Raw genomic sequence first — 26,751 nt, 5'->3', positions numbered from 1 at the left:
TGCGCTCACAGCACTAGCCAGCCGAACTGACCAAGGTCTCGAAGCCTGAGCTGTCGCAGTAAGACACTGCACGACCCTCAGCCCCGATGTCGCCGCCGACCGCGTTGACGGTGTCATCGAGGATGTCGGTACCACCGTGTTCCAGGCTTGCCCGGTCAAGCCTTTTCGAGGCCTCGATGACCGCATGCCCTGCCGATTCGGCGTTGTCGAACTCGGGCGACTGGACACTCTGTCCGTCACCGGCATCGGCGTCTGGCTCGCCGGTTGTCGTGGCGTGCGCCGTGTCCTGCCAGGACCCCAGCTTGGTGCAGTAATCCCGTTGTCGCTCCTTGGCCTGCGCTGGATCGTCCGACGAACAACTGCTCATCAGGACAGCGGCAACGACAACGACCGCTGCTCGCCCGACTGCTCGTGTAATCCCACTGCTGTGCTGCAAGGACATGCCCTCCCCGAAGCTGCCGCCACAGAGTATGGATCACGAAGGTGTCACATTGCACCGATCTCCACGCATCATCAGCACCGGATCGGCAAGGAGTTGAGCAGTACACGGCCAACCCGGCGAACCTATGCGGTCACAGCACTAGCCTCCGGCACTGACCCGTCAAGGGTTGTCAGGCTCTTGGAAGCCCTTCGTCTTGATGTGCGCGATGGCTGACGGATGACTGGTCAGCCACTCACCGCACACCCGCCAGTGATGAATGGTGCCGTCGCTGAACTCGGTGCGTACTTGCGCGACGAGCTTGTGGTCGCAGTCGCCGCGCGAGGCCATGGAACAGATCACGTCCTCGTGTTGCCCAATGGCCGGTATGTACGGGTGGATCGACAGGATCGGAGAGCGCATCTCCCGCGCCGCATGATGCATGGTGCGGAGGGTAACAACGCGGCACCGTAGCTGCTCCGCGTCACGGTGCTTCCGGCACCGCACCGCGGCCTCGGCCCCGATCCGCACTGATCCGCCCGGCGCCGCCACCAGCACCGAGCCGTCCAGGCCCACAGCCGACGGAACACCGCCCTCGCAGAGGCGGCCAACCCGACTGGAGGACGGAGATCCCGACCCGCACCCGTCGCGGCAGAACAACCAGGGTACGCCGGCGGGGTGAGCGCCGGTGGGGCCTCCGTGGACCTTTGCGTGGAAGGTCCGGATCCGGCAGGGTTCGCGGGCGTTGACCTACTCCGCCGCTGTCCGGGCCGGTAGCATTCGGCCGCGAAGCGGACGGAGGGGGACCATGTCGGCGTCCGGGGACACGGAGCACCAAGGGAACGGCGGACACACCGGGTGCCAGCAGGATGTCGGGCGCGGCGGGCACAGCGAGGCCAGGATCGCCGTAGCGGCGGTCGACGACCACCCGGTGGTCCTGCTTGGCCTGCAGGCGTACTTCGCCGAGCACACCGCCGACATAGAGCTGGTACATGTGGCGCCCGACGTGGACGCGCTCCTCGCAGGGCTGCACCCGCCCTCGCCTGCCGGCCCGTCGGCGGGCGCCTTGCCCGGCGCACCATCGGATTCGTCTCCCGGCGCACTGCCGGGGGTGCTCCCGGCGATGCCCTCGGTGGTCCTGCTCGACCTGCGGCTGCGAGACGGCAAGGCCGTCGACGACAACGTCCGGCGCGTTCGGGCCGCCGGAGCGCGGGTGCTGGTCTTCACCACCGAGCACCGGCCCGCCGCGGTACGCAAGGCGCTGGACGCGGGGGCCGCTGGTCTGGTGCTGAAGGAAGACCCGGAGGCGCGATTGGTGGACGCCATCCGCGCTGTGCACGGCGGGGAGCCTTATGTGTCCAGTCGGCTCGCACACGCCATTGTCACCGATCCGCGCGGTGCCGTCCGCCTCAGCGGTCAGGAGCGCCGCGTCCTGGAGCTGATCGCCCGGGGTCTGCCGCACCGTCAGGTGGCGCGGATGCTGCACATCACCGAGGACACCGTCCGCACGTACCGCAAGCGTGCCATCGAGGCGTACGCCGCCGCGGGCGAAGGGCTGCTGGAGGACAACCGTCAGCTGGTGTGGCGCGCCGTGGCCGACGGCCACATCGACCTCGCGCCGACTCCGGCGGACGACCTGCCGGACAGCCCGGGGTGGTGACACCGAACCCCGAGGCGCCGAGGCCGGGAACCTACCGCCATGGCGTGTGGTCCGGTCTTCAGCGCGCGATGGCAGCGGTCACGGCGCTGTTCGCGGTGAGCTGGTCGATGCTGCTGGTGTCATCGGGCGGACGGCTCGCGCCCGCCGTTCTCGCCACCGCCGTGGTGTTCACCGCGCTGGCGGCCGCCCTGACGGTGCGCGGCGCACTCGTCCTGCTGGGCCGTCACGATGTCTGGGCGGCTGTGGGTGTCTCGCTCGTCACGGAGGCGGTGTTCGCGGTCGAGCGGCCGTCGCTGATCGTCGTCGGGCTGCGCTGCGAACCCACCGCCGCCACCGTGCTGGTGGCGATCGGGTTCGGACCGCGCCGACTCGCGTGGCCGGTGTCCTTGGCGGTCATCGGCGCGCAGATCGCGGCGAGTTGGCCGATGGACGGTCCGGCTGCCGCGGTGCAGGGCACCTGGCCGGTGCTGGCCGCCGCGGTGGCGGCCGCGGTGCTGGGCCCACTGCTGCGCACCGCCGGAGCCCGTGCCGACGCCGCACAGGAACAGGCACTGACGGCAGGCGCCACGGCCGCACGCGCGCAGGCCCGCCGGGAGGCGCACCATCGCTTCCAGGACCTGCTGCACGACGAGGTGAGTTCCGCGCTGCGGGCGGTCAGCATGCCAGGGATCGCCACGACGCAGGTGAGGCAGGCATGCCGCAGTGCCGTGGACGCGCTGCTGCGGGTGCCTGCCGCACCAGGGCAGGCCGCCGACCTCGCGGCCCTGCTCACCAGGCTCACCGCCGGAGGCGGGCCGCCCCTGAGCGTCGAGGTCTCGGGTGCCGTCCCGGTGCCCGCCGAGGTGGCCGAGGCCGCCCTGGGTGCGGCGGCCGAGGCGGTGCGCAACGCGGTCCGGCACGCCGAGGCGCAGGCGCTGAAGGTGCGGCTGCGCGGGGACGAGCACGGCTTCGTGCTCTCCGTCGCCGACGACGGGGTGGGGTTTTCCCCGGCCGGGGTGCAGGTGTCCTCGGTGGGACTGCGCAGATCGGTGCTGCGGCGGATGGCCGACGTGGCAGGCACCGCGGAGGTGCACAGCTCCCCCGGCGACGGCACCACCGTACGGCTGGTCTGGCAGCGGGCGCGGGCGGTACGCACGGGCGAGTTCCGCGGGGCTGCCGCAGAAACCCCGGACCGGATGGCGAGCATCCGCGCCGCGGTCGGGGACGTCCGCCGGCCGCTGGCCGCGGTCTGTGTCCCCTATCTGCTCGCCACCGGGGTTGTCGCCGCGATCCACACCGTTCGGTCCCCACGGGTGAGCTGGCTGATGGTGTGGTATGTGCTGCTGGCCGCGGTGACGGTGGCGTTGCTGTTGCGCGCCCGGACGGCGATCGGGGGGCGCGCGGCCGCCGCCGCGAGCGCCTTCGCCGTCGGCGGGGCGGTCGGCAGCTTCCTTGTGATCCCCACGTCGGGCATCGCCGATGACACCTCCTGGCCGATCGGCGCGGTCACCCCGCTGCTGACCGTGCTGGTGATCGTCCGGCCGCCCTGGGAAGCCCTGCTGGCCCTGGTACTGGAACAGGCGGGGGTCGTCCTGGTGCTGCTTGCCGGGCCGCCGTTCGCCGACTCATGGGGCGAGAGCGTGGCGAAGGCCGTGCCGGCGTTGTTCGCCCCGGCGCTGGGTGTGGGCATGGGGCTGGCCATCGGGCAGACCGTGGCCCGGCTGGGCGCGGCGGTGATGCGAGCCAACGCCGAGCGGGCGGCCTCGGCCGCTGTGGAGTCCGCCCGGCAGGCCCGCGAGGCGGTGCACCGCAGACGCCTGGCCGACCTCGACGAGGAGATCCTTTCCTTCCTGCGCCGTACCGCCTCCGGTGATCTCTCCCCGCAGGCGTCGCAGATCCGGGTCCGGGCGCGGATGCTGGATCTGGCCGTCCGCGACGAGCTGCACCTGCCCGGTGCGCTCGGCCGCTCCACCCGTGAACTTCTGGGTGCGGCGCGTGCCGAGGGCTGTGTGGTGACCATCCAGTCGGACGCCGACCATCCGCCCCCGCCGGATCTGCTGCGTCGCCTGCTCACCTGCGCGCTGGGCACGGGCCCCGCCCCGAGTGACCTGATCCTCAGCGTGGAACCCCGGCCGAGCGCGCTCCTGGTCAGCCTGGTGACGCTGCCGGGAGATCCGGCACGGGCCGCCGCCCTGCGCAAGGCCCTGACGGGGACCTCCGCGGTCGTTGAGGACGGTACGGAATCCACCTGGGTCGAGGTCTCCACCCACGCAGCCGGCGTCGTAGCCCCGCCTACCGCTGTCCCCATCGATGGGGACAGCGCGATCGGTGCCCCGGCGGCAGGATGACCGTACGACGGGCGGCCGTTCGGGGGATGGCCGCCCGTCGGTGACAGGTACGAAGACCGGACCGTACCGCGGTCGGCCCAGGCGGTCCTGACCGGGACGGCCATTGCGCCGCCCGGTCCGCAGGGACCCGAAGGAGAACGGGAGGTGGCCGTGGCCACGGCTGAGGAATACGAACGGGTGCTCCGCAAGGCGGAGTTCGGGGGCAAGCTCAACCAGCAGGAACTGGACATGCTCAAACGCCTGTACCGGGAGGCCGGTGAGCGCGGAAACCGCGCACGCAAGATCATCGACGGCTGACAGGCCCGCGGTCGGCCACCGGGCGTCCGCAGCGGCTCTCCGCGACCGGCCGCCTGCCCCGACTCGGTACGCACGGCTTTTCACAGCAGAACGGAACCAAGGAGATCATGGTGGGGTTCTTCGGAAGCAAGTCCAAGCGGTCCTCGGCAGTACGGGACTGGTCCACCGGCCCGCTGGTGAAGCAGAGCCCCCTCGCAGCCGATGCGCCCGACGTGCTGGCGTTCGCCGTCGAAGCGGCCAAGCAGGCGGACCGGCCGGGCGGTGTGGACGTGGAGAAGGTGCTGGCGGCGATCGACAGGATGCTGGCGGGCCAGATGGACGCTTACGCCGGTGCGCTGCCGGGACTGGACGCCGGACAGATGGCGCAGATGCGCGAGGCGCTCTACGCCAGGCCGGACTTCCGCTTCGAGATGTTCTTCGACGGGCTGACGTACTTCGGGTCGAGCGGCATCGCGATGTGCAACGGCCTCGTCGAGCAGTGGGGGACGTTCCAGTCGGTGGTCGTGGGCCTCATCGAGAAGGGCGAGTTCGACCGGGGCTGAACGAACCGGCAGCAGGCCGGGTCGACGCCGCCCGGCCGGCTGCCGGTTCGTCCTCGCGACACTGCGGGCTGACCGGCCGGTACCCACGTTCCCCCGTCAGCCGCGCGGGCCCACGGCGGCAGGTCCAGATCAGGCAGGCCACCGGGCCGGTCGCATCACGAGAGCCGGAGTCATGCGCAACGCGATCAAAGTCCTGTTCGCCCTCGCCTGCTTCTACATCTTCTGGAAGTTCCGCAACACCACGCTGGGGCAGAGCAGTTTCATAGTGTCCGTCATCGGCCTCTTCATCGACGACTGGTTCTTGAACCACCTGCGCGGCGGTGTGGCGCACCGCACCAGCGGGCCGCAGCGGCACGCGGACGCGCCACAGCCCCCCACCAGCGACGGCGGGCGGCCCCCGGTCGGCGTAGGCGACTACCCCGCGGTCGTGGTGACATCCGTACTGTCGGCCGTCATGGCGGATTCCTTCTTCTTCACCACCTGGCTCGACCTGCCGCCGGCAACGGGTTCGGCCGGCACCAGCGGCCTGGCGGTCGTGGTGAAGGTCGTCGCCTCCGTACTGGCCATCGCCGTGGCGGTGCTGGCGCCCGTGGTCCTCGCGGCCTTCACGTACCTGACCTGCGCGGAGTGGCTGGCCGACCGCTCAGGTAGCCCTTACCGCAACGGCGGATGCCTCGCCCTCTTCCCCGCGGCCCTGCTGGGCATCGCGGCATATGGGCACTTCTACCTGGCCTACGACTTCTACCAGCTCCTTGGGGTGCTCCGACCGCACGGCTAGACCTGACCGCCGCACACTGCGGGCTGTGCCTGGCTTGCTCGTGGATCAGCACCCGCGCCTCGCACGAGGGCCGGTACGGGAAACGGAAGATCGTCAACGCGCTGCTCCACCGGAGCCGCACCGGCGGGCGACGGTGGTGCCGGCCGTCTCGAACAGGCCCTCGTCGGCGCAGAGCTGGTCCGGGACGAGGACGGGGCCCACCGCCATGGCGAGGGTCGCCACGGGGACGGCGCCCGCCGCTTCCGCCCAGCCTCGCGGCCGGACTACGGCGAAGGCCAGCACGGCCAGCACGGCCAGCAGCAGGACGGCCGAGACGGTCTCGGCAACACACGCTGGAACAGCCCTGGAACCTGGGCGGGTTCGCCAACAACGCCGTCCAGCGGGTTCCCGTGCCCTCCCCGATCCTCCTGACGCCCTCGATCCTCCTGGCGCCCTATGACCGTACGCCCCGCCGCCCGGCATGGCGGGTGCCAACCGGCGCGTGTGAAGATGAGCCGCGCCGGGACGGCAAGGGGGGCTCCGGGTGGATGCATGGGCGTGTGAGGCGTGCGGTGGCGAAGTGCCTCAGTCCGAGGACGAGACCACGGCTGCGGCGGTGCGCAGACACACACGCGCGACCGGGCACCCACCGTCGAGCGTGCGCAAGGAACTGCCCGGCGGGATCAGTCAACGGTGGCGTACTCCCGAAGACCGGGAGCGGGACCGGCAACGGGAAAACGAACAGGAACGCGGACGGCTCCACCACGCCCATCCGGTCGGCCGTGAAAAGCCCGAAGCCCATGCCGGAGAAGGCTCGCCGGGCAGAGCCAGCCAGGCCGACAAGCCCTGGTGGGCTGTACCGACGCTCCGGGCCCTCGGTTCGCTTCGTGACAGTGCGCTGCTGCAGACCCTGCTCGCTGCGGTTCTCGTACTCGTCCTCGGGACACTGGCGATCGTGTCCATCAGCGGAGCGGAAAGCACGCAGTCGTCGGCGGAGGCCGCGGGGAGTTCGTCCGTCCCGCCGGAAGGCGCGCTTCGCGACGCGTTCTCGTTGTCCGGCCTCGAAGGCAGTACATGGGGCGAGGCGCGGGATGTGATGGAGGACAGGTCGGGCTGCGGCGAGATCAGCGTCCTGGAGCATGGGACCGGACTTCCACTGACGTTCGCGTACAGCGGCGATCCGCATCGCGACGAGTGGACGGTGTGCACCGCGGATTTGACCAGCGGCACCTTCGACGAGCCGGGCTGGCTGGTCACGATGGAAATAGCGAGCCCCGACGACGGATGCCCAACGGGCGCACTCGGATCCGAAGCCACGGCGACCGACCGGTACGACGATGGATCCGAGACCGCCGCTCCCGAAGCCCGGGACGGAGGCTCCGGGCAAGGGGTGCGTCCTGGTTCCTGGTGCGGTGATCCCGGAGCGTACGGCTACACCGGTGCCGGAACCCGTATGCAGTGCCGGTACGGTGCGGGCAACGACTACCGGTGGCGTCGCGCGGGCTGAACGAGTGGCCGAGCCCGCGCCGGGCGGTCGCACGCGACGCCTTACGACGGCCGGAGGGGATCACCATGGGGTTGGCCATGTGCCCGTTGTGCAGCGACGACGAGGACATCGAGGTGGTACAGAACCTGGAGGGCGGGCGTCGGCGCGTCCGGCACCGGTGCGGCTTCGCGTGGGAGCACGGGGAACCGACCGACCCGAAGAAGCAGCCCTCCCGCTCCATCAGTGACCTCAAGGCCCGATTCCCGAAGTCCGAGGACGTCGAGCCCGGCGTACTGGAACGCGCGAACCGGCTCAAGGCTCAGTTCCTCGCCACCAGACCGGGCCTCGACCCCGAGGTGGCGGCCTACTGGGAGAAGTACCAGCAGATCTTCTCGCGCGAGGGACTGCGCACCGGCGGCCCCAAGGCACTCAAGGACTTCGCCAACTCCGACGTCGGAGCCCACCCCGGCAACCAGTCCATGTTCAACGCCGCCTGGAACGCCATGGGTGACGCCGATGCCGCGGAGTCGACTCGCCGGACGATCGAGCACCTTCTCTACGGCCCCGACGACGCACCGCCCGAGGACCGGCTGCAGCAACTCCTCGACGGCACCTGGTCGTTCGCCATGACGGGCTTCAAGGAAGCCCTCCTCACAAAGGTTCTCTGCGTCATGGAGCCGGACAGGTTCCTGTCCGTCCTCAAGTACACGACGGAGGCGGGCGGCAAGCGCGAGATCGCGCGGATGGTGTACGGGCTGGATCTGCCGGCGCCGGAGTCGGTGAACTGGACGCTCGGCCGTCTCGTCTTCTGGAGCAACGGCCTCCTGCGCGAACTCGTCGGCGAGGGATTCGCCAACCAGCAGCACTCCGCCGCGTTCCTGTGGTGGGCCAAGGACCAGCCCGGGGCACCCGGGTGAGCGAGCGGGGCCGGCACTGGCCGGCGCGGGGCGGGCGCCGGCCTCGCCTGCCACCGTGATCAGCACAGTGACGGCCGTGTCTGGACCGATGCCCACCACCTCGAGCAGTTGCGGAGCGTGGCGCTCAACCAGCCGGGTCAGGCGGCCTTCCAAGTCCTGGACCTCGTCGCTGAGCTGCCTGATGTGCCGGGCCAGGAGACCCAGGGTGACGTGGGTGGCGTGGAGCACCGCCCTCTCGCCGGCATCTTGGTTCAGTTGTCGTCGACGAGCCCGGCGCAGGTGCGGAAGAGTTTTGCGTTGCCCAGCCCGGCAAGTTCCTCTCTCAGCTGCGGATCGGCACGGATGAGGACGGCCTTAATTGGTTGATCGCCTGCGTGCGGGCCTTGACCGCCGAGTCCTTGGCCAGTTTGTACCTCCGGGCGATCTCCACCGGCCCGTCGCCCCTCTTGGCCTGGGCGCGCGCCCGCCCGCTCAGCACCGCCCGGGCCGCGTTCTCGGCATCGAGCGGGTCGGACTTGCCGCGCCGACGGCGGTCGGCCCGGTCAAACCGATTGACATCGAAAGCGTCCACGCCCTGGGCCAGCAGGTAGCGGGACAGGGCAGCCCCGAAGGAACCGGTACCTTCCACTCCGGCCCGGCGCACCGTACCCGACGTCCTGGCCCACCCCAGCAGGACGGTATCCAGCCGCACTGGCTGGGAACTCCTCGGTGCCGATCACTTCCCCCACCAGGGAGAGCACAGCGGCCACATGGGCATCCCGATGCGTGGACCAGGTCTCGGCGATCAAACTGTGGTCGACCGCGCCCGGGGCCTCTTTGTCCACGGTGCAGACCATTGCGTCCTACGCCTACGACGCCAGTGGCCGGCTGCGTGAGCAGTGGGACCCCCGTGTCAGCCCCGCGCTGAAGACCGCCTACACCTACGACGACGCCGGTCGCGTCACCACCTTGGCCCCGGCCGGACAGCTGCCGTGGACGTTCACCTACGGACAGGCAGGATCCAACCCTGCCGCCGGAGCCGGCATGCTGCTGAAGGCATCCCGCCCGACGCTCACTCCGGGCAGCGCCAGCCAGACCAACGGCACGGCCGCCACCAGCATCGTCTACGGCGTGCCGCTGACCGGTTCCACCGCGCCGGAGGACCTCGGCACTTCGACCCTTGCCTCATGGGGGCAGACCGACATTCCCACTGACGCCACCGCGGTCTTCCCTTCCGACCAGGTGCCCGCGGGCAACGACGGCAGCGCCCTGGCCTCCGGCTCCTACACCCGGGCTAGCAGGCGCCGGCCGCCTCATGGGCTACAAGTGCAGCTACCGCTACGGCATGAGAACGTGCGTCGACGGATGGGGTCTGCACGCGCGCGGTGGCACAACACTCGGAACCACCTATTTCACGTCGAATAATTCCGACTTCCTCTCAAGGGACCGGATTGCTCACGAGAAGAGGCACAGGTCCCAATGGCTGCGCTATGGTCTTGGTTTCGGCATCCGCTACTTGCGAGCTGGCAGTAATCCCTGCCGCAACCGGTGGGAGCGGTTGGCCGACTGGGGACAGGGAGGATACAAACAGTGCTACCGGTGATTCGTTCCACGCGGCAGCAGGACATCTTGTCAGGTCTCCTGACCGTGATCGCACTGTTGGGAGCATCCGGCTGCGGCATGTTTCCATCGGATCCAGCCGACCCGCCGGAGTTCGGGGCACGGGTCGAGGGCGACGCGATCTTCGTCAAGATACCCATGTGCCCCACGGATGAAATCAGGCGCGTTGAGGTCTACGACTTCGACGATGTCAAGCACGAGAATCCCGCGCGTCGTGTGGTCCGCCTCAGGACCGAACTCGACATCCACCCGGAAGGGTCTCATCACGCTTTGGTCCGGAGAGGGCTTCGCGAAGCACTCAGAAAAACCCAGCAAGTCCTCTATTCCGCCCAACAACGGAGTGAGCTACACGAATCCGACGGGCGATGGTCGCGACGACGTCTTCGCCCTGCGTACGATCGAGAGCGCGAAAGTGGAACCGGGCAAGTATTGGACCCGCGACGGTCCCATGACCGCCAAACAAATCGACGCGCAACTCCACTGCAGTGAGTAGCCGTAGCTCAACTGATCTCGAAATCCGCGAGTGAACGGAATCCCTGGTCGGGTAATCCGTCAGCCCTAGTACTCCAGCCGTAGATCGTGACCTTCATGTCTGAGGTGGCTGAGCGCCATAGTTGGACACCGCGCACCTCAGCTGGCCACTTTGTGGCGCTTCAGCCACCCATCACGGGCCCAGCGGAGGCAGCTTGCGGCTACCGCGGCGGAGGGTGTCGCGGTCGCGCATGACCAGAATGAAGCCGCCAAGGCTGAACGCTGCAAAGCAGACGGTGAGGATGAAGCCGAGCGGCTGCTGGCTCCCAGACAAGGAACTGGCTGCGCGAAAGAACTGCCCCAACCCGATCGCCATGGCGCCCCATCCCGCACGGGTGCTGGCGCGCCTGCGGTGCTGTCGCCCGACGAACCACACGCCAAAAGTCATGCAGATGAGACCACCAGCACCGAACATCACTGCATCGAACATCCCCACCTCCGCGGGAAGCGTACCGATCGCGATCGGGCCCGGCCCGGCCCCGGCCCCCTGCAACGCGAATGCGTCGTTGCCGCGCGGCCGACTGACATGCTCAGTCACATCTGAACTGCGGCTTGTCGCCGATAGTGACTGACGCGTGATCGGGCTTGATGACGTCGTCTCCACTCGGACCAGCTGAGGCGGTGAGTCACGGTGGACAGCGGCTGGACGACGAGCGCGATGAACAGGTGCTGGATCTCGTTGCAGGACAGCGGGACCAGGTCGTCGGGGATGGACTGGCGGGTGTGTTCATCGGCGCGGACGACGGCGAGGAAGGCGTGGGCGAGCATCGCGAGGGTGACCCAGCGGGCCCAGGAGGGGTAGCGGCGGACCTGGTGCTCGTCCAGTCCGGCCAGACCCTTTCCGGACTGGAAGGTCTCCTCCACCTGCCATCTCGCCCCAGCCACGCGGACCACAGTGGTCAGGGGCACCGGGGCGAGGGACCAGCGGCGGTAGTAGGCGAGTTCGCCTGTGGTGCGGTTACGGCGGATCAGCAGCTGGTGACTGCCGGGGCGGGGTTCGGCCAGGCCCGCTTCGGCACCTTCGCGGCCAGGGCATCCGCGCGGAACCTGCCTGCACTGGTGATGACTTCGGCCGAGCAGGCGACGGCAAGCACGTAGCCGACCCCGTACTGTTCCAGCGCGGACCGAAGCTTCGGGTTGCCGCCGTAGACCTCGTCGCCGGCGACCCAGCTCGCGCGGTGCCCCGCGTTGAGGAACCGGCCAATCATGCGGGTGGCCAGCTCCGGCTTGGTTGCGAAGACAGTGTCCTGGCTCAGGCCCGCGGCCCTGCAGCGTTCCGGATCAGCAGTCCACGAGCGCGGGACGTACAGCTCGCCGTCCACCGCCGCGTGTCCACGGTGGCCCGCATAGACGAGGTAGACCGCGACCTGTGCGTTTTCGATTCTGCCGACGGTGCCGGTGTACTGGCGCTGGACACCGACGGTGTGTGTGCCCTTCTTGACATCCCCGGTCTCGTCGACCACCAGGACCGCATCCTCGTCGTGTAGGTGTTCGAGCACATACTCACGCACGTCGTCGCGGACGGCTTCGGCCTCCCACCTGGCCCGGCCGAGCAGGTGCTGCATGCCGTCCGGAGTGGCTTCCCCGGCCCACTCGGCGATCGTCCAGCAGTTCTTGCGCGGCAGGTCCGAAAGCAGCCCAAGTACCAACCGCGCTATCCGGCGCCGCGGTTCAACCCTGACGAACCGGCCTGCGATCCGGCCCATCAGGCCCTCGAATGCCGCCTGCCACCGGGCAGGGTCTACGCTGTGCCCCGCGGCCACCGCATGATCTTCAGTCTTCACACATCGATGATCAACGCTGGCTGCACCCGTCTTCCTACCGGGTTGGAGTGGGGTGCGAAGTGTCGACATCGTCCGAGTTCCGTGGCTTCGATCTGACGCGGCGGGGCTACGACCGCCATCAGGTCGACCGCTATCTCAAAGTCCTGTCTGAAGTCGACTCGCCGGTCGGCCCGCCGCCGTTCAAGATCGTGTGGCGGGGCTACGACCGCCAACAGGTTGACGCACGCATCAAGGACCTTCTTGCGGACAGAGGCATCAGCGGCTAACAACCACTCGCGCCCTACCAGTCAGTGCTGTTCACCGTCTCTACCGGCGAGATCACGATCTACGGCTGGAGTACTAGTACTCCAGCAGTACTTCGTGGCTTGACCTGGGGAAACGTCGAGCGGTGGGAGTGTAGCGGGCAGTTGGCCGTCACGAACTGCTTCTGCCCGCACACCCCTCGAAAGAGTGCCCACGACGGCGGTAGTGGCAGCGGCGGGCCACCGCCTGGCGTCGTCGGCGCCAGTGCGACCAGCTCAACGCATGGGTGTGGGTGCGAAGGTCTCGGGGTGCGTGAGCTGCCAGGAGTCGCCGCACTTCCGCCACGGTGAGCTCGATGACCACGGCATCCTCACCGGCGGATCCCCCTTTTCGGCTGCTCGCGCGCTCATCGCCGCTAGGAAGGCGTGGGCGAGCATGGCCAGGGTGATGTGCCGGTACCAGCCGACGTAGCGGCGGACTTCGTACTCGTCCAGGCCGCACTCGTTCTTCGCCGCCTGGAAACACTCCTCGATCGCCCACCGGGCGCCGGCGACCCGCACCAGTTCGTCCACTGCGACGTCCAGCGGTGCGTATGCGAGGTAGTAGGCGATCTCGTCGGGCCGGCTCAGGCTGCGCCGTGCCAGCGCCCACCGCCGACAGATCAACACGCCGTCCTGATGGTCGTACTCGGCCACGGGGCGCAACTGGAGGGCCGCCCAGTCGTACTCGCGCTGCCCCTTCGCACCCGCGCCGCAGGAACGACGTTCCCATGCCTGGTCGGGGGCCTGCTCGAAGACTCTGTCGATGCGCGGGCCGGCCAGGGAGAACTGGGACTTGGGGACGGCCAGGACATACCCGACGCCGGATGTTTCCAGCATCAGGCGGAAGCGGTTGTCCTGTCCGTAAGCGGCGTCCGCCGTGACCCAGGCGATCGGCAGCGGCGAGGCCAGCGCCCTGCTGACGAGCGTCGCCGCGAGGCTGTTCTTGGTGGCGAACTCCCGCTGATCGGGGACCTTGGCCGCGCGGCAGCGGTCGCGGTCCTCGGTCCAGGACTTCGGCAAGTACAGCTCCCGATCCACCAGGGCGCGGCCGGCCGTGCTGGCGTAGGCGGCGAAGACGCCGATCTGGCAGTTCTCGGTGCGGCCGGCGGTGCCGGAATACTGCCTTTGGACGCCGGCGGAGGTGGTGCCCTTCTTCAGGAACCCGGTGTCGTCGATGACCAGTACCCCGTCGGGGCGGCCGAGGTGTTCGGCTACGAAGCTCTGCAGGTCGTCGCGGATGTCGTCGGGGTTCCAGCAGGCTCGGGAGAGCAGGTGCTGCAGTCCGTCCGGGGTGGCGTGGCCTGCGTGTTCGGCGAGTTGCCAGCTGTTTTTGCGGGCCACCGGGGCGAGCAGTGCGCGGACGTAGTCCCGCATGCGGCGCCGTGGTTCGACGCGGCCGAAGTGGTGCCCAATAGTGGTGAAGAGGTGGTCCAGGTCGCGGTCCCAGGTTTCGGCTGCCTGTTCGGTGATCACACCCCGAGACTTCCCAGAACCCTGGGCGACCTTGCCGTCGTGGGCACTCTTTCGAGGGGTGTGCGGGCAGAAGCAGTTCGTGACGGCCAACTGCCCGCTACACTCCCACCGCTCGACGTTTCCCCAGGTCAAGCCACGAAGTACTGCTGGAGTACTAGGCGAACGAAGACAGGGCCTCTTGACAGCTCGGGGGTGCAACCCCTTTCCGAGCGGTTCACGGAGGCCCTGTTGTCGTTGTCGTACGCAACCGATCCCGTTCACTTCAACCCGTCTGCAGGGTCGTGTTACTTGCGCACGCGTACGGCAACGTGGCTGATCATCCGGCTGGGAGGCGCCGGCATCCCGGACATGCCGAGCGCGAAGTAGGCAGAGGTCCCGGCCTTTGCTGCCGACTCTGGCTTGGCCCAGGACAGAGACGGGCAACCCGGGGACTACCGCTACCGCCACATACTCGACGCGATCCGCTACCTGCTCATGGGCGGGATCTCGTGGATGGCAATGCCCGCGGACCGACGGACGCTCACACGCCCCTATAACGCGGGGGCACGGGAAACCGGTCTGACCAGGTTGAACACCTCGTGGGGGGCATATCGCCTGAGGCATCGGATGATGTCGCGTCGGGTCTTGCCTTCCTGGGTGCGGCGTTCGTATTACGCCTGGGTGCGCAGGTAGTGGCGCAGGCGGGTGAAGACGATGCGGTGCAGGACCGCTTTCGCCTGGCGGTCGCCGCCGTGGTTGAGCCGGCGCGTGCTCCGCCGGCCGGATGAGTACTCGATGGGGCTGACTCCACAAAGGGCAGCCAAGGACGCCTCGGTGTTCAGCCGATCGGGGTTGTCTCCCTTGGTGATCAGGAGCGTGACGGCACTGTCCGGACCGATGCCCACCCGCTCGAGCAGCTGCTGTGCGTGGCGTACGACGACCCGGGGCAGGCGCTGGTTCAGCTCATCGATCTGCCCGCTGAGCTGCTCGACGCGCTCGGCCAGCATGCGCGATGTCAGATAGGTGGCCTGGGCCGCCGCGTCCTCGTCTCCGGGCGCTGCCACTGAGCACGGCCCGCGCGTCGATCGGTCCGATTTGCAGGGCAACCGGCGGGTCGAGCGATCGGGCCGGTTCACCTCATACACCTGGACGTACTGGGCGAGGAGGTAGTGGGACAGGCTCGCTCCGAAGGTGCCGGTGCCCTCCACCCCCGCACGGCGCAACCGTATCCAGTTTGGCGGGCGCAGACGTCAGCTGCCAGCAGCTGGCGGCCGTCGCCGGAGAGGATTCGGTGCCCATGACCTTCCCCAACCGGGGGACCGGGGCGGCGACGTGAACCTCGCCGTGCGTGTCCACACCCAGGTCGACCTCACCCCGATTAGGCAGATCCGTGCTCGAGGAGGTGCTGCGCCCCTCGACGGAACCGGCTCTTTAGACGCATGCGCGAGTGCAATCGCAAAGTAGGCGCACCCCGAAATCGTCACAGAGACACGGGCCGCATGAGGCGCCGACCGCATCGTGCCCGACAGCGCAGCCGATCTCTCGACGAAGCCGCGCCGGAGCTCTCCGGCGCGGCTTCGTCGTCTCGCGGCTCCACGCAAAGCCCCCAGGCGGGGCCCCGCCGTATCACTCGTCTATCACACCGCCATCACCAACTGGGCGGACCCTCCCAGACCAGCAGGCCCTGACCTGCTATTTCATGCCCGCGCTGGACTGGCGTAGACGCCCCTGGACGGTCTCTACAACCTGTGCCAGGTGGTGCCCAGTGAGGGACCGAGGATCAGGACCGGAGCGTCTTCCGGCCCGTCGAAGCGGTATTGCAGGGTGTTCATCGGTGTCTCACTCACCCGCCTGAGCCTCTCATCTGTCACGAGATGTCACATCGCCGGGGTGAACGTAGCGGACCCTGCCCCGCTCCGGGACTGCCTGAGCGCGGACGAGAGCCCAGGCATGCGTTCTCCGACATGTTCTCGCGGCTCGCGTCGCGGCATCCAGTGTGGCGGAACGGACGAGGCTGGGCGTGCCCCATCCGGAAACCTTCCTGAATCCCACCCACCAGCAGAGCGAACACCGTACGGTGAACGCTTGGCCGACGGCCGGCGGTAGCCGCGTGCTCTCGATTGCAGGCCCCGGTCCGGGCCGGCACACGGATCTCGAATCGTATGCCCGGCCCGGTTCGCGAGGATGTCACAGATAGAGTCTCTCGTTGATCTCGATTCCGTTGGCCCTGCAGTGGCTCTCGTAATGATCGATGAACCAGAACACGTCGACCGATTCGAGCACGCGGTCCTCTTCGTCGAGGAATTCCAGTGGTCCGTTGAGCCAGAACATCGTCTTCATGCCGCCCTCGGAGTAGAGCGTGTGGCTCCGCCCCGGGCTCTCGCGGACGAAGTCGCCCGACCGCGCGACCCAGTCGTATTCCATGTAGCGCCAGCTGCCTTCCAGCACATAACCGGAGACCGGGCCGCGGTGCCGGTGGCGGCCGAGCACACCGCCCTCCTGCACCCACAGCACGTTCGCGGCACTGCTGGTCCGGACGTCGAAGGTGAGGTGCTTGATGAAGACGTTGGGCGCGAACGGCACCCACGGAGTGCTGTCGTCGCCGATATAGCCCTCTTCCAGGGCGTACTTGTCCCGCATGAGGTCCACCCGCGCCTCTGTCGCGACATACTGCTTCATGATCTCGTCGGAAGTCGTCATCTCTCCTCTTTTCTGGAGCCGGGGCAGGAGGGGTATTTCACGGAAACCGATTCCGGTGCGGACGCCGTTGCCGGGCACCGGTTCCCGAGAACGCACCGAACGTATGCGGAGACGTCCGGTCAGGTCTTGACTCACGCCGCACGGGATTGTTGACTCTGCGCGCACACGGTTTCCCGAAGTCCGTGAAGCATCGGCAGCGAGGTGACCGCATGAGTCGGCAGTTCTCCACCGCGACGGTCGCAGACCCTTCCCGGTTGTCGTACTGGCGCCAGGTGGTCAGCGAGGCGTTCATCCCCTACGAAGTCGCCGTACCGCGGCACCGCGCCGAGGGCTTCCGGGGCACGGTCAACGCTCAGCAGATCGGCGCCATGCAGGTGGCCACGGTCGACGCCGATGCGCACACGGTGTTCAGGACGTCGTCCCTGGTACGCCGGTCACCACAGGACGACTTCCTCGTCAACCTGGCCGTCCGGGGCTCGGTCACCGTCACGCAGGACGAGCGCGACGCGTTCCTGCGGCCGGGCGAGTTCACCCTCTACGACAGCGCCCGCCCGTGCCGGATCACGGGCGTCGAGCGGTTCCGTCTGGTGTCGCTGAAGATTCCCCGGGCGCTGTTCACCGCGCACTGCCCCTCGCCGCGGGACGCGACGGCGACCGTGGTGCGGGGCGATCACGGCGTGGGCGCCCTGTTCCCGCCCTACCTCCACTCGCTGACCAGGCACGCGGCCGAGCTGGCGCCCGATGTCGTCCAGCAGGTCGGCATCAACGTGCTGGAGCTTCTGGGGGCCGCGCTGCCGAAGCCGTCCGCCTCCGGCGCGGCGCTCCCTCGATCGGCACAGTGGCTGCGGGCCCGCCAGTTCATCGCGGAGCACATCGCGGACCCGCAGCTCTCGCCCGCCGGCGTCGCCGACGCCCTGGGCGTGTCCGTCCGGTACCTGCAGGTGCTCTTCCGCGCCGAGGGCACCTCACCTTCCCGGTCGATCATGGAACAGCGGCTCGAGCGCGCCGCGCGGCTCCTCACGGACCCCCGGCACGCGGGGCGGACGATCACCGACATCGCCTTCGGCCTCGGGTTCAAGGACACGTCCCATTTCACCAGGGCGTTCAAGAACCACTGCGGGACGGGGCCGCGCGCCTACCGCGCCGGGCACTCGCCCCTCGGCCCCGTCTGACAGGTCGCCCCGCCGGCCCCAGTCCGGGTGCGCCCTTTTCTCAGCCGAGGGTCCACTGGACGCTGTCGGTGTACGTGGAGCCGTTGATGGTCGCGGTCACGACCACGGTGTTCGGTCCCGGCCTCAGCGTGACGGGCCACCGGAAAATGCGGTCGCTGCTGCTCAGGGCCCCCAGGGAGGTGCCGTTGAGGGTCGCGGTGACAGTTCCCGCGTTGGAGTAGACCTTGAGTTCGGCGCCGGCGTCGGTTCGCTGGGTCCAGCGGCGGCTGGTGATGTGGAGGGTCGGGGTGGTCGCCCAGTTGGCCTTGTACCAGTAGAAGGCGTCCTTGCGGATCTGGCGGTCGCGGGTGACCAGGCCCTTGTCGTTGATTCCGGGCTGGCTTCCCTCGTTGCGTCCGTCGGAGGCGAAGTCGAACATGGCCCACACGAAGGTGCCCCAGACGTACGGGCGGGCGGCGAGCTGCTTCCAGGCCGCTTCGTGGAACAGCGACTGGTATTCCTCGGGGTGCCAGGAGCCGCCCGGGTCGGGCTTCGGCGGGTTGAGGGCGTGCTGGGCCGGGTTGGCGCCCGCGCCGTACTCCGACAGGGCGATCCTGCGGGTCGGCGACTGCGCGTGCAGGTTGTCGGCCCATGCGCCGAGGTCCCCGTCCTTGGAGCCGTAGTACCAGCCGTAGTACTTGTTGAAGCCCGTCACCTGCGTGTGCAGCCCCGCCTGCGCGCTGTCCGGGTCCTCGCCGCGCACCGCGTAGGTGGAGAGCCGGTCGGGATCCTCGGACGCGACGATGCCGGCCAGTGACGCGAGCAGCGTGTTGGTGGCGGTCCCGTTGTAGTCGATCTGCTCGTTGCCGATGCCCCAGAAGGCGATCGACGGGTGGTTGTAGTTCTGCCGGATCAGCTCACGCAGCTGGTTCTGCGCGCCGGTGGTGAAGGCGGCCGAGTCGGTGACGATGTCGACCAGCGGGATCTCCGCCCAGACGATCAGCCCGCGTTCGTCGGCGAGGTTGTAGTCCTTCTGGTCGTGCTGGTAGTGCGCCATCCTGATGGTGTTGGCGCCGATCTCCTGGATGAGGTCGAAGTCCTCGGTGTGGTCGGCGTCGGATATCGCCCATCCCTTGACGGCCCTCTCCTGGTGGAGGTTGACGCCGTGCAGGCCGAGGTGGTTGCCGTTGAGGCGGAAGCCGGTGCCGGCGTCGACCGCGACGGAGCGAAGACCCAGGGGTTCGGTCACGACGTCGGCGATTCTGTCCCCGCCCGCGGTGACGTCGTGGATCTCGACGCTGGCGTTGTGGAGGTAGGGATCCGCCACGCCGTTCCACAGTCGCGGGTTGTCGATGGTGAGGGTCTGCGCGATCTCCGCGCCGGTGGCCGCGGGGACGGTCTGCGCGGTGCCGACGGTCTCCGCGACGACGTTCCCGTTCCGGTCGGCGATGACGCTGCGCACACGAACCGATCTGGTGGTGGTGCTGTCGTTCCACAGCTTCGTCGTCACGGTCACCGTGGCCGACGCCGCGGTGACATTGCTCTGCCGCAGGTAGACCCCCGGGCCCGCGAAGTCCGTCATCCGCACGTGCAGGTCGTCGACGGCCCACAGGCTCACGTTGCGGTAGATGCCGCCCTGGAAGGTGTAGTCCGCGCCGACCGGCGCGATGCCGGTGTCGCGGGCGTTGGTCGCCTTCACCGCGATCACGTTGTCCCCGCCCGGAACGAGCACGGCGGTGGCGTCGAACCTGAACCGGGCGTATCCGCCTCTGTGCTGCCCGAGATACGTACCGTTGACCCAGACGTCGGCGACCTGGTTCACACCGGCGAACTGCAGGTAGAGCCTCTTGCCGGCCAGTTCGGACGGCACCGTGTAGTGGCGGCGGTACCAGCCGACTCCCCGGTAGTAGTTGTTGCCGCCGTCGGCGCCGTCAACGGCGTTCCACGTGTGCGGCGTGGTGACCGACGTCCATCCGGAGTCGTCGAACCCGGGTGCCTGCGCACCGGCGACGTCCTGCCTGATGAAGCGCCAGCCGCTGTTGAGGAGGAGCCAGACACGCGGATTCGGCGCCGTGTACGTCGTAGCGGCGGACGCGACACCGGCATTCGGTATCCCGGCCAGCGAGGCCAGCACGCCGCCGGCCGTCACGCTCAGCACCTGTCGGCGACTGGGCATACCTGTCATTTCGGACTCACTTTCGCAGGGTCGAAGCGGAGAACTCTCTTTGGCGCGGCGGCACACCGCCGGTCGTTGCGGGTCGGGCGGCGTGCGGATCGGGGTCGGCGGCGTGCGCGAAGCGACCGGGAGGATCCCCCGGCCCCACCTCGCGAACGCCCCTCACATCCGGTCGACGGTCCCTCCGGATCGCGGCGCCCTGGTCGCGCGAGGTACGGGCCTCGGAGCCGTCCGGTGCGCGCCGCCGACCGGGCGAACGCCGGCGAGGTCGCCTTCGCAGAGGCGGCCCGGCCCGTCGGCGCCGCCGAGCGCCTCGGGTCCGTCGCGTCGTTCCCGTCGTCGAGCACGTGACCGACCGGCCGCTCGGTCGGAGACGGCCACGTCCACTCCGTGGGGCGCGGCACGGCACGGCGGATCCGCCGCCCCGTCCTGATCCTCGTGTGCGAGGCGCCTCCCGGTGACCACGGAGACGAACCTCGCTGATGTCCGCGAAGTTCGGCTGACCGCGCGGTCATGTCTACGCAGTCATTCGCCGGTCGTCAAGAGATCGGAACATATCCGTCACGTCGCGACGCAGGAGGCGGGCGGTGCGGTCCCCCGTAGTCCGAGCGATGACGGCGAAGCAGAGCTGCGCGGCGACCGGGCGACGCGGTCCGTCGGCGGCTCGGTGTCCGTGAGCTGGAGAAGCAAAGGTGGGGCGCCGTGTTCGACATGCGCGCGGACCGGTTCGGCATCCCCGGGCGGCCGACATCGTTTCGCCGCGGAGCCGACCGCGAAGCCCGACCGTCCACGACGGGCTCCGCCGGTGATCGGCGGAGCCCGTCGTGGTCTTCCGTGCCGCGCCCGGGATCGGACCCGGCGAGCGGCGGTCATCAGTCCGGCGTCTGCGTCGCGTCGGCGGTCACCTTCCGCAGGAGCGGCCTGCTGCAGGCGATCGCGGCGAACATGGCCAGCGCGCCGACGGCCACGCACACGGCGAGCTGGACGGCACCGGAGGTGTTCATCGAGACCCCGGCCAGCTCGTTGAACCGATACGCGCCGTAGACGCCCATCGCGGTGGTGCCGCCGGCCAGGACGGCCAGCGGAATGACCGTCTCGCGCACCCGAGCCCGGTCCAGCATCCTCAGCGGGGTGCCGGCCAGTCGCAGCAGCCCGTAGACACGGCGTCGGTCGAGGACGTTCGCCGCGGCGGTCAGCCCGGCGGAGGCGACCGCTACGAGGAAACTCATGACCAGGGCGGCGATGCCGACCACGCCTGTGCGGTCCGCGCTCACGTTGTCCGGGGCACTCACGTAGTCCTGGGTGAACGGCAGCCGGCCCGCCCCGAGGGGTGTCAACGCGGTGACGGCGGTGTCCACCTGCTCCTGGCCCCCGGACACGTGCGCGATCAGGCCCGAGTTGCCGCCCAGCACATTGTCGACGTCGTCCTCGGAGGGGACGCCGACGGAGGCGGTGACGCCCGCTTCGCGCAGCAGGGTACGGGCTTCGGCGGCCGTGTGCCGGGCGGCAGCGCCGTCCGCGGTCACCAGGGCGACCTGGCCGTGGTTGTCGGAAGCGTCGACGTCCAGCCCGATGACGGAGAAGAAGCCGGCCACCAAGCCGGCCAGCACCAGGCCGCTGACGGTGCGCCAGGCGCCGCGCGGGTCGTCGCTGAGCCGTCGGGCCGCCAGCAGAGTCGCCGGGCGGCGGGCGAAGCGACCCGCGATCCGGCCCAGCCGGTCCACGACCCACGGGCCGAACAGCCAGAACGCGCCGTAGAACAGCGCCAGCAGGGCGATCAGCTGCCGGGTCTTGAGCTGGCCGCCCTGTGCGGAGACGAGGATGTAACCCAGCACCACGGCGAACAGCACGAGGCGGATCGTGCGGGTGCGGCGCGGATCGGCCTGCTGGGCGACGCCCAGGGGTGAGACGGCCACCCGGCGCAGCATCGACACGGCGCTGACGGTGAGGAGTGCGACGACCGCCGCCACCACCGCCGCGAGCCGGGGCAGGCCCACCCACAGGTGGCCGGTGTACCAGGTGCCGACGCCGTAGGGAATCCGTGCGAGGGCGGGCAGCAGGGCCGCGTAGGCGAGTGCGCCCGTCAGCGCTCCGGCCGCTCCCACGGCCGCCGACTCCGCGGCGGTCATCGCGAGGATCTGCCGCGGGGTGGCCCCGGCCAGCCGCAGTGCGGCGAGCCGCTGCTCTCGCCGTGCGGCGCCCAGTCGTCCGGCCGCCGCGGCCAGCACGATCACGGGGGCCACCACCAGCACCACACCCAGCACCGCCGTCTGCCGGTCGCTGCCGGTGAAGATGCTCGGCTTGGGCTCGGCCGCGGAGAACCCGGCGACAGGGGCCCGCTCGGTCTGCCCGTCGTCGAACCAGTTGTCGCCGTCGGCCGCCTCGGACACCGCCGGGTCGGTCGACGCCCGGCCCACCACGACGACCAGCTCGTCGGGGGAGGCGAGTCCGGCCGTGCCGATCGTGCCGTAGGACGCCGGCTTCGGGAAGCGGTCGGCCAACCGGCTCGCCGGCAGCTTGTGCACCAACTCGGCCAGGGCGGGGGAGAGATACACCTCGCCCTTCTCCGGGAAGGAGCTCAGCCCGGGCGGGGCGGGGGTCGCCGGGCGGCCCGGGAGCTGGGCCAGGTTCACGACGGTGACGGGTTCGTGGCGGGCGTACGTCGTGGTCACGGCCTGGACGGCGGTCGCCCGCGCGGCGGACACGGCGGCCGGGGTGCGCCAGGTCGTGTGGTCGGCGCGGACGCCGGAGCCGAGGGTGGCGGCGATCATCACCAGCAGCACGAACGCGCCCACGGCGGCGGCGCCGGCTGCCAGCAGGTGGCTCTGCAGACCGCGGCGGCCAACGGAGCGGGCCAGATGCCAGGTCAGGGGCAGGACGGAGGAAGGCATGGGGTCTCCGGGGCTCTGCGTCAGGCGACGGTGTATTGGATGTGGCCGCTGATCCGGCCGTCGCGGACCTGGAGGATGCGGTCGCAGTGGGCGGCGACGTCGGCGTCGTGGGTGACCATGACCAGGGCCGCGCCCTGCTCGCGGGTCACGGACGTCAGCAGCCGTACGACCTCCTCGCTGGTGCTCTGGTCGAGGGCGCCGGTGGGCTCGTCGGCGAAGACCACGTCCGGCTCGACGGCCAGCGCGCGGGCGATGGCGACCCGCTGTGCCTGGCCTCCGGACAGCTGCCCGGGGCGGCGCCGCTCCAGGCCGGCGAGGCCGAGCGGCGCGAACCAGCGGCGAGCCCGCTCGACGGCCGCCTTGCGCGGCACGCCCTCCAGCATCAGCGGCAGTGCGACGTTCTCCTCGGCGGGCAGCTCGGGCAGCAGCTGGCCGAACTGGAACACGAACCCGAACCGCTTGCGGCGCAGCGCGCTGAGCCGGTTCTCACCGAGGTCGTCGATGCGCTCACCACGCAGCAGCACCTGGCCGTCGTCCGGGCGGACGATCCCCGCGAGCGTGTGCAGCAGGGTGGACTTCCCGGAACCGGACGGGCCCATGATGGCCAGCGAGTCGCGCTCGCCGACCTCCACGTCCACACCGGCCAGCGCGGTGGTGGAACCGTACTTCTTGATCAGGCCGTGTCCGGCCAGGAGAATGCTCATGAGGGGCTGCTCCGGAGTGAGGGTGTCAGCGCTGGAACGTCCGGGTGACGGAGGAGTCCGTCGCCTCGACCACGGTCACGGGGATGTCGACGGCCCCGCCGTCGTCCTGCTCGCCGGTGCAGGTGGGGGTGGCGCCCTGGCCGGCCTCGAGGCCGGCCGGGCAGCGCACGTCGGAGACCTTCTCTCCGACCCGGGGCAGCGGGTGGTACGTGAACTCGACGCGGCCCTGGACGATGCTCTTGCGCAGAGCCCTGTGACCGTCCACCGTCACCGTGCTGCAGGCGTCCTACGAGTCGGTCGACTCGGTGTCGGCCGGCGGGCAGGTGCCGCCTCCTCCCACGGCGACGAGGAGTGTCGCACCGCCGACGAGGCTGATGTGGAACTTGCGCCGCATCACGAACTCCTGGTGTTCGGGGGGAGGGGAAGTGGCTTCAGCCTCGCCCTCGGACACCCCGGCCCGCCTCGGCCGAACGGTCGGCTTCCGGGCCGGGCTCCTCGGCCGTTCGGCCGACCCCGGACGCCTCGGCCGTCCGGCCGACCCTCCGGACGCCTCCGCCGTCCGTACAGCCCCACCGCTGATGCCGGTCGTCCCTGAGCGCGGGGAGCGACAACTCTCTTCCGTCACTCCCCGCGCGAAGATCCTCCGGCCTCGACGACCGGCAAGGAGGGAAGGAGGGAGGGGGACTGCGACCGCGTTCTCGGGAACGGCCTTCACGACGAAGCGCGCGGTCGGCCACCTGGACCGACCGCGCCCACGTCATCCGGCTCTTCGAAGCACCGACGTGGCAGTACATCCGCACCACCGTCACCCACCGCCGGGAGCCTCGCGCTCCCCCCTGGTCTCGTCGGGTCGGGGTCAGGCGGTGGTGCCGGCGGTGCGGTGCCCGCGCCCGCTGCCGGTGCGCGGCTTGCGCTCGCTGTCCTCGGCCGCGGTACGGACACCGGTGAGGGTGAAGGCCAGGGCCGCGGCGGCGACGACCGCGAGCAGCACGAGACCGGCCGCGTACGTCCCGTACTCGCCGTACAGCGAGCCCATCACCAGCGGCGGCAGGAATCCGCCCAGCCCGCCCGCGGCACCGACCACGCCGGTGACCGAGCCGACCTGGTTCGCCGGGGTCCGCAGGGCCACCAGGGCGAAGGTCGCCCCGCTGCCCGCGCCGAGCGCCCCGGCCATGGCCAAGAACGCGATGGTCCCCACCGGGGCCAGCGCCGGGGTGAACGACTGCACGACCGCGCCGGCCACGACCACGGCCAGCGACCCGGCCAGCACCCGGACCGGACCCAGCCGGTCCGACAGCCAGCCGCCGATCGGCCGCATCGCCACCGCCAGCAGCACGAACCCGGCCATACGGTTCGCGGCGTCCGCCTGGGTCAGCCCGTAACCGGTCTTGAGATAGGTGGGCAGATACACCGAGAAAGCCACGTAACCGCCGAACGCGACCGCGTACAGCGCGGACGCCTGCCAGGTGATGCCCAGCCGGGCGGTGGCGGCCAGCCGCCGCGCCAGCGGCTCGCTCGGCACGGTACGGCCGGGCGCGTCACGCAGCAGCAGCGCGGCAGCCACGGCATACACCGCCAGGACCGCCGCGGTGATCAGGAACGGCGTCGCCATGCCGCGCGCGTCGACCAGCTTCACCGTGGTCAGGGCACTGATCGCGGTACCGCCCATACCGGCACCGAACACACCGATCGCCAGGCCCCGCCGCTCGGGCGGGAACCAGGCGTTGACCAGCGGCACACCCACAGCGAAAGCGGTACCGCCGATCCCCAGGAAGAACCCGCCGACCAGCAGCGCGGCCAACGAGGAATGCCCGGCCAGACCGAGGTAGAGCACCGGCACGATGGTCACCGCCGACACGATCGGGAACATGACCCGGCCACCGAACCGGTCGGTCAGCGCACCCACCGGGATCCGCCCCAGAGAACCCACCACCACCGGCACCGCCACCAGCAACGACTGCTGAAACGACGACAGATCCAGACCGTCCTTGAACCGCGGGCCCAAGGGACTCAACAGCGCCCACGCCCAGAAGTTCACAGCGAAACCCACCGTGGCCAGAGCCAGCATCAGCCACGCCCGGCCGGACACCGGAGCACCCGACGACGCGCTCCCGCTCCTCGACTTCAACGACTGGACCATGGTGTCCGTCCCTTTCCTCTGCCCGGTGTACCGCACCACGCGATCACACCCAGCAGGCCCCTTGCCTGCCCAACGGCATCCGCAACCACTGTCCGCAACCACCACCACCGCCGGCATGGGCCAAGAGTCCCTACCGACCGCCGAACAGACCCCCCATTCGGGGCCCAGCCGTCCCACCCCCACCCAACCACCCCGCCCGCCTCCCCGCTCCTCAACCTCCCCGCTCCTCAGCCTCCCCGCCTCCCCGCCCGCCCGCGCACGGATCGCCTGCCCGCCCTACCTGCCTGCCTGCCCGCGCACGGGTCGCCGGCCCGCCCGCCCTGCCTGCCGGCCTGCCTGCGCGCGGGCCGCCAGGCCCGCCCCGCGCGAAACAGGGACCCCGGGTCGGCGCTCCCGACGGATCACCGGAAAAGGTGGGCCGGTCGGCCCTACCTCCACGCAGCACCTGCGGGGACCCTGGACCGATGTCCCAGAACGACGCCTTTCGCGCACTCGACCGGCAGGAGTGCCTGCGCCTGCTGGCCAAGGTGCCCGTCGGCCGCGTGGTGTACACCCGGCAGGCACTGCCCGCGGTCCTGCCCATCAACTTCTCCCTGGACACCGACGCCTCCGTCCTGCTGTGCACCTCACCGGACTCGGACCTCGCACGCGCCATCGACGGCGTCGTGGTCGCCTTCGAGGCGGACGAGTTCGACGCGGCCACCCGCTCCGGCTGGAGCGTGGTCGTCACCGGACGGGCCACCGTCGTGACCGACCCCGCCGAACACGAACGCCTCTCACACACCGGCCCCAGCTCCTGGATGCCCCTGCACAACCCGGCATTCATACGCATCAAGTCCGAGATGGTCACCGGACGCGAACTCACCGGAGCGCACGTCACGCGGTAAGGGGTCCTGAGCCGCGTCCCGCTGCGAGCGCCGGGATCCGACGCCTGC

24 protein-coding genes and 1 pseudogene are annotated in these 26,751 nt (G+C 69.9%); 11 read left to right on the top strand and 14 right to left on the bottom strand.

Going from position 1 to position 26,751, the window contains the following annotated elements:
• Positions 1-13: 13 nt before the first annotated feature.
• Both C6376_RS30620 and C6376_RS30615 read right to left on the bottom strand, forming a co-directional pair.
• Entirely contained in the window at positions 14-442 is a 429-nt protein-coding gene (locus C6376_RS30620; RefSeq protein WP_159083303.1) for a hypothetical protein, read from the bottom strand.
• A gap of 159 nt (positions 443-601) precedes the next feature.
• Positions 602-862 carry a hypothetical protein gene (locus tag C6376_RS30615; RefSeq protein ID WP_159083302.1) on the bottom strand — a complete coding sequence of 87 codons (261 nt, stop codon included), beginning with the start codon at positions 860-862 and terminating at the stop codon, positions 602-604.
• Between the two features lie 364 nt (positions 863-1,226).
• Between C6376_RS30615 and C6376_RS30610 the strand changes: the two genes are divergently transcribed.
• The 5 genes from C6376_RS30610 (at position 1,227) to C6376_RS30595 (ending at position 6,022) form a co-directional block, all read left to right on the top strand.
• Positions 1,227-2,078 carry a response regulator transcription factor gene (locus C6376_RS30610; RefSeq protein WP_107446372.1) on the top strand — a complete coding sequence of 284 codons (852 nt, stop codon included), beginning with the start codon at positions 1,227-1,229 and terminating at the stop codon, positions 2,076-2,078.
• Between the two features lie 68 nt (positions 2,079-2,146).
• The gene (locus C6376_RS30605; protein ID WP_159083301.1) at positions 2,147-4,405 is read left to right on the top strand and encodes an ATP-binding protein; all 2,259 of its coding nucleotides are present in this window, start codon (positions 2,147-2,149) and stop codon (positions 4,403-4,405) included.
• 144 nt (positions 4,406-4,549) lie between these two features.
• Complete coding sequence (locus tag C6376_RS44005) at positions 4,550-4,702, top strand: hypothetical protein (RefSeq protein ID WP_159083300.1); 153 nt, start codon at positions 4,550-4,552, stop codon at positions 4,700-4,702.
• Positions 4,703-4,809: 107 nt separating this feature from the next.
• On the top strand, positions 4,810-5,244 hold the full coding sequence (locus tag C6376_RS30600) for a hypothetical protein (protein ID WP_107446370.1): 435 nt from the start codon (positions 4,810-4,812) through the stop codon (positions 5,242-5,244).
• Positions 5,245-5,416: 172 nt separating this feature from the next.
• Positions 5,417-6,022 (top strand): hypothetical protein, encoded by a 606-nt coding sequence (locus C6376_RS30595; protein ID WP_107446369.1) that lies wholly within the window; start codon positions 5,417-5,419, stop codon positions 6,020-6,022.
• Positions 6,023-6,115: 93 nt separating this feature from the next.
• Here the strand turns inward: C6376_RS30595 and C6376_RS30590 are convergent, their stop codons facing one another.
• A complete protein-coding gene (locus tag C6376_RS30590; RefSeq protein WP_216825620.1) occupies positions 6,116-6,313 on the bottom strand; it encodes a hypothetical protein in 198 nt (65 codons plus the stop codon).
• Positions 6,314-6,581: 268 nt separating this feature from the next.
• Between C6376_RS30590 and C6376_RS30585 the strand changes: the two genes are divergently transcribed.
• Positions 6,582-7,508: a hypothetical protein gene (locus tag C6376_RS30585; protein WP_159083299.1), complete on the top strand. Its 927-nt coding sequence runs from the start codon at positions 6,582-6,584 to the stop codon at positions 7,506-7,508.
• Between the two features lie 65 nt (positions 7,509-7,573).
• Positions 7,574-8,404 (top strand): hypothetical protein, encoded by an 831-nt coding sequence (locus C6376_RS30580; protein WP_107449285.1) that lies wholly within the window; start codon positions 7,574-7,576, stop codon positions 8,402-8,404.
• A 322-nt stretch (positions 8,405-8,726) separates the two neighbouring features.
• Here C6376_RS30580 and C6376_RS45640 read toward each other — a convergent pair whose 3' ends face one another.
• Positions 8,727-9,095, bottom strand: a complete 369-nt coding sequence (locus C6376_RS45640) for an IS110 family transposase (RefSeq protein WP_254076130.1) — start codon at positions 9,093-9,095, stop codon at positions 8,727-8,729.
• Positions 9,096-9,169: 74 nt separating this feature from the next.
• Between C6376_RS45640 and C6376_RS30570 the strand changes: the two genes are divergently transcribed.
• Complete coding sequence (locus C6376_RS30570; protein WP_254076129.1) at positions 9,170-9,808, top strand: RHS repeat domain-containing protein; 639 nt, start codon at positions 9,170-9,172, stop codon at positions 9,806-9,808.
• Positions 9,809-10,667: 859 nt separating this feature from the next.
• On the opposite strand, the gene C6376_RS30560 is transcribed toward C6376_RS30570, so the two are convergent.
• Both C6376_RS30560 and C6376_RS30555 read right to left on the bottom strand, forming a co-directional pair.
• Complete coding sequence (locus C6376_RS30560; protein WP_159083298.1) at positions 10,668-11,072, bottom strand: hypothetical protein; 405 nt, start codon at positions 11,070-11,072, stop codon at positions 10,668-10,670.
• Positions 11,069-12,240 (bottom strand): annotated as a pseudogene (locus C6376_RS30555) (IS701 family transposase). Before C6376_RS30555 ends, C6376_RS30560 begins: the two are co-directional and overlap by 4 nt.
• A 137-nt stretch (positions 12,241-12,377) precedes the next feature.
• Between C6376_RS30555 and C6376_RS30550 the strand changes: the two are divergent.
• Positions 12,378-12,584: a hypothetical protein gene (locus C6376_RS30550; RefSeq protein ID WP_107446365.1), complete on the top strand. Its 207-nt coding sequence runs from the start codon at positions 12,378-12,380 to the stop codon at positions 12,582-12,584.
• A 252-nt stretch (positions 12,585-12,836) separates the two neighbouring features.
• On the opposite strand, the gene C6376_RS30545 is transcribed toward C6376_RS30550, so the two are convergent.
• From C6376_RS30545 to C6376_RS30530, 3 genes are all read right to left on the bottom strand, one after another.
• Positions 12,837-14,036 carry an IS701 family transposase gene (locus C6376_RS30545; RefSeq protein WP_107449284.1) on the bottom strand — a complete coding sequence of 400 codons (1,200 nt, stop codon included), beginning with the start codon at positions 14,034-14,036 and terminating at the stop codon, positions 12,837-12,839.
• Positions 14,037-14,725: 689 nt separating this feature from the next.
• Positions 14,726-15,118 carry an IS110 family transposase gene (locus C6376_RS45635; RefSeq protein WP_254076128.1) on the bottom strand — a complete coding sequence of 131 codons (393 nt, stop codon included), beginning with the start codon at positions 15,116-15,118 and terminating at the stop codon, positions 14,726-14,728.
• A 1,123-nt stretch (positions 15,119-16,241) separates the two neighbouring features.
• Positions 16,242-16,754, bottom strand: coding sequence for a 2,4'-dihydroxyacetophenone dioxygenase family protein (locus C6376_RS30530; protein ID WP_107446363.1), 513 nt, complete (start codon positions 16,752-16,754; stop codon positions 16,242-16,244).
• Between the two features lie 209 nt (positions 16,755-16,963).
• On the opposite strand from C6376_RS30530, the gene C6376_RS30525 reads away from it, so the two are divergent.
• On the top strand, positions 16,964-17,926 hold the full coding sequence (locus tag C6376_RS30525; protein ID WP_107446362.1) for a helix-turn-helix domain-containing protein: 963 nt from the start codon (positions 16,964-16,966) through the stop codon (positions 17,924-17,926).
• A 40-nt stretch (positions 17,927-17,966) separates the two neighbouring features.
• Here the strand turns inward: C6376_RS30525 and C6376_RS30520 are convergent, their stop codons facing one another.
• The 5 genes from C6376_RS30520 to C6376_RS30500 form a co-directional block, all read right to left on the bottom strand.
• The gene (locus tag C6376_RS30520) at positions 17,967-20,081 is read right to left on the bottom strand and encodes a glycoside hydrolase family 2 TIM barrel-domain containing protein (protein ID WP_254076127.1); all 2,115 of its coding nucleotides are present in this window, start codon (positions 20,079-20,081) and stop codon (positions 17,967-17,969) included.
• Positions 20,082-20,953: 872 nt separating this feature from the next.
• Positions 20,954-22,972 carry an FtsX-like permease family protein gene (locus C6376_RS30515; RefSeq protein ID WP_107446360.1) on the bottom strand — a complete coding sequence of 673 codons (2,019 nt, stop codon included), beginning with the start codon at positions 22,970-22,972 and terminating at the stop codon, positions 20,954-20,956.
• 20 nt (positions 22,973-22,992) lie between these two features.
• Positions 22,993-23,676: an ABC transporter ATP-binding protein gene (locus tag C6376_RS30510; protein WP_107446359.1), complete on the bottom strand. Its 684-nt coding sequence runs from the start codon at positions 23,674-23,676 to the stop codon at positions 22,993-22,995.
• A 25-nt stretch (positions 23,677-23,701) separates the two neighbouring features.
• Entirely contained in the window at positions 23,702-23,947 is a 246-nt protein-coding gene (locus tag C6376_RS45630) for a DUF4333 domain-containing protein (protein WP_301554716.1), read from the bottom strand.
• Between the two features lie 585 nt (positions 23,948-24,532).
• Positions 24,533-25,744 (bottom strand): MFS transporter, encoded by a 1,212-nt coding sequence (locus C6376_RS30500; protein WP_107449283.1) that lies wholly within the window; start codon positions 25,742-25,744, stop codon positions 24,533-24,535.
• 536 nt (positions 25,745-26,280) lie between these two features.
• On the opposite strand from C6376_RS30500, the gene C6376_RS30495 reads away from it, so the two are divergent.
• Positions 26,281-26,703, top strand: coding sequence for a pyridoxamine 5'-phosphate oxidase family protein (locus C6376_RS30495; RefSeq protein ID WP_107446358.1), 423 nt, complete (start codon positions 26,281-26,283; stop codon positions 26,701-26,703).
• The last annotated feature ends 48 nt before the right edge of the window (positions 26,704-26,751 follow it).

Origin of the sequence: Streptomyces sp. P3 (assembly GCF_003032475.1) — a bacterium.
Classification (GTDB): domain Bacteria; phylum Actinomycetota; class Actinomycetes; order Streptomycetales; family Streptomycetaceae; genus Streptomyces.
Note: the sequence above shows the minus strand (reverse complement) of the source record. Positions and strands in the feature narration are given on the sequence as shown.